General features: G+C 71.2%; 3 protein-coding genes. All 3 read right to left on the reverse strand.

What is annotated here, in order from left to right; genetic code table 11:
• A partial coding sequence (tnpC, locus tag E2C05_RS31140; protein WP_133223485.1) for an IS66 family transposase occupies positions 1-1,492 on the reverse strand: 1,492 nt, incomplete at its 3' end.
• A 12-nt stretch (positions 1,493-1,504) separates the two neighbouring features.
• Positions 1,505-1,861 carry an IS66 family insertion sequence element accessory protein TnpB gene (tnpB, locus tag E2C05_RS31145; RefSeq protein WP_133223486.1) on the reverse strand — a complete coding sequence of 119 codons (357 nt, stop codon included), beginning with the start codon at positions 1,859-1,861 and terminating at the stop codon, positions 1,505-1,507.
• On the reverse strand, positions 1,858-2,323 hold a 466-nt coding region (gene tnpA / locus E2C05_RS31150), incomplete at its 5' end, for an IS66-like element accessory protein TnpA (protein ID WP_205083211.1). The genes tnpB and tnpA, both read right to left, overlap by 4 nt.

The raw sequence follows: 2,323 nt of genomic DNA on the forward strand, positions 1-2,323 counted from the left end.
CGTCGTTGAGCTTGCAGGTCTCGATCAAGGACGCCATGTCGGCCCAGCGGCGGCCGCCGTCATCGCCTGAGGCGAACAACGCATTCTTGCGGCTCAGGACCAGCGGCCTGATGGTGCGCTCGACCGTGTTGCTGTCGATCTCCGCACGCCCTTCGTCGAGGAACCGCTCGAGGCCATCACGGTGGTTGAGCGCGTAGCGAATGGCCTGTGCCGTCGGGCTGCCGCCCGGCAGGCGCGCCAACTGTTGCTCAAGCCAGGCGAACAGGTCGGTGACCAGCGGCCGGCTCCGGGCCTGGCGGGTGGCGCGCCGCAGCTCGGGTGGCTTGCCGCGGATCGTCTCCTCGATGGCGTAGAGGGCGGCGATGCGACGCAGCGCCTCCTCGGCAATCGGCGCCGTCTTCTTCTTGGTCAGGTCGTAGAACTCGCGGCGCACATGGGCCCAGCAGTAGACAAGCGTGGCCGCCGCGCCGCCGTCCTTCGGCGCGGCCAAGCTGTTGTAGGCGGCGTAGCCGTCGCACTGCAGGAGGCCGGTGTAGCCCGCCAGCAGGTCGCGGGCATGCTCGGCACCGCGGCCCGGCGCGTAGTGGAACACCACCGCCGGCGGGTCGGTGCCGGCCCAGGGCCGGTCATCGCGCGCGATCGCCCAGGCATAGCCCTTCTTGGTCCTGCCGCGGCCGGGGTCGAGCACCGGCATGGTGGTCTCGTCGGCGAACAGCCGCACCGAGCCGTGCAGGATCTCGCGCAGGCGCACTACCACGGGCCGGACCTCGAAGGCGGCCGCGCCCATCCATCCGGCCAGGACGTCGCGGCCGATCTCGATGCCCTGCCGGGCCAGTGCCTGCGACTGGCGGTGCAGCGGCATGTGGTCGGCGTAGCGTGCGACGGCGACATGGGCGACCGCCGCTTCGGTCGGCATGCCGCCCTCGACCAGGCGCGCCGGGGCGGGCGCCTGCACGACCACGCCCGGACAGGCTCGGCAGGCGAACTTGGGGCGCCGGGTGACCAGGGCGCGGAACTGCACCGGGATCACGTCGAAGCGCTCCGCTGTGTCGCAGCCGATCTCGACCATCGCGCCCCGGCAGCATGGGCAGGCGGTGCTCTCGGGCATGAGCACCTGCTCGACCCGCGGCAGATGCGCCGGCAGCCGGCCGCGCCCCTTCCGGCGCCGGTCGGCGTTCTTCTTGCGCAGGTCGGGCGAGCGCTTCTCGGCCTCGGCGTCGTTGCTGGCGAGCGAGGCCTCGGCCTCCTCGAAGGCGAACTGCAGCTGGTCCTGCGGCAGCCGCTCCGAGCGCGGGCCGAACTGCATGCGGCGCAGCTTCTCCAGCAGATGCCGCAGCCGCTCATTCCGCTCCGCCAGCGCATCCCGCTCAGCGGCCAGGCTGTCGCGCTCCGCGGCGATGCTGTCGCGCTCGGCCAGTGCGGCCAGCAGCATCGCCCGCAGCGCCGCGGGATCCTCCGGCAGGGTGGGCGTGTGGGGGTCCGCGGCGCGCATCACGCGGCAATTCTACGCAGGCACGCTCGGCTTGGGAATCTCCCGCGTTGCCTGCACGCGCCGCCAATCGATGCCGTCGAACAGCGCCGCGAACTCGACCGACGTCAGACGCATGACGCCATCCACGATCGGCGGCCACCGGAAGGTGTTGGCCTCAAGTTGCTTCCAGATCAGGACCAGGCCGCTGCCGTCCCACATCAAGACCTTCACCCGGTCGGCGCGCTTCGAGCGGAACACCAGCACCACACCCGAATACGGGTTCTCGCCCAGCTCCGCCGCCGCCAGCGCAGCCAGGGCATGGGCGCCACGACGGAAATCCACCGGCCTGGTCGCCAGCAGGATCCGCGTACCTGCCGGGACGGTGATCACCGCTCCAGTGCCGCTGCCAGGCGGGCGACGCCGTCGGGATCGGTCGTGCTACTGAACCGCAGCAAACGGCCGTTGCGGAGTAGCACCTCGACGCGATCGGCCTCGGGTGTCAGGTGTGTTGCCTCCGCAGGAAAGCTCGACCCGGGGGCGGGACCGCTGTCCTCGACCAGCAAGGGCACGAAGCGGGCCGGCCGCGACCGCGATTTCTGCGCCGGACGACCCGCCGCCTCTCGTCGCCAGCGATACACCAGGCTTGGCGAGATCCCGTGCCGCTGCGCCACCGTCAACACGCGCGCGCCAGGCAACGCCGCCTCGGTCAGGATCTCCGCCCGCTGTGCCGAGGTGTACTCGCGCCTCGGCTCGCCGCGTGTGACGATCTCAACCCGCGTCACACCATCTGCGGCTGCATCAGTGCTAGCACCAATGTGAGACTTCGATCCGGCCATCGCCTCTCCTCCGCGA

The sequence above is a fragment of the Paracraurococcus ruber genome (assembly GCF_004353985.1).
Classification (GTDB): Bacteria; Pseudomonadota; Alphaproteobacteria; order Acetobacterales; family Acetobacteraceae; genus Paracraurococcus; species Paracraurococcus ruber.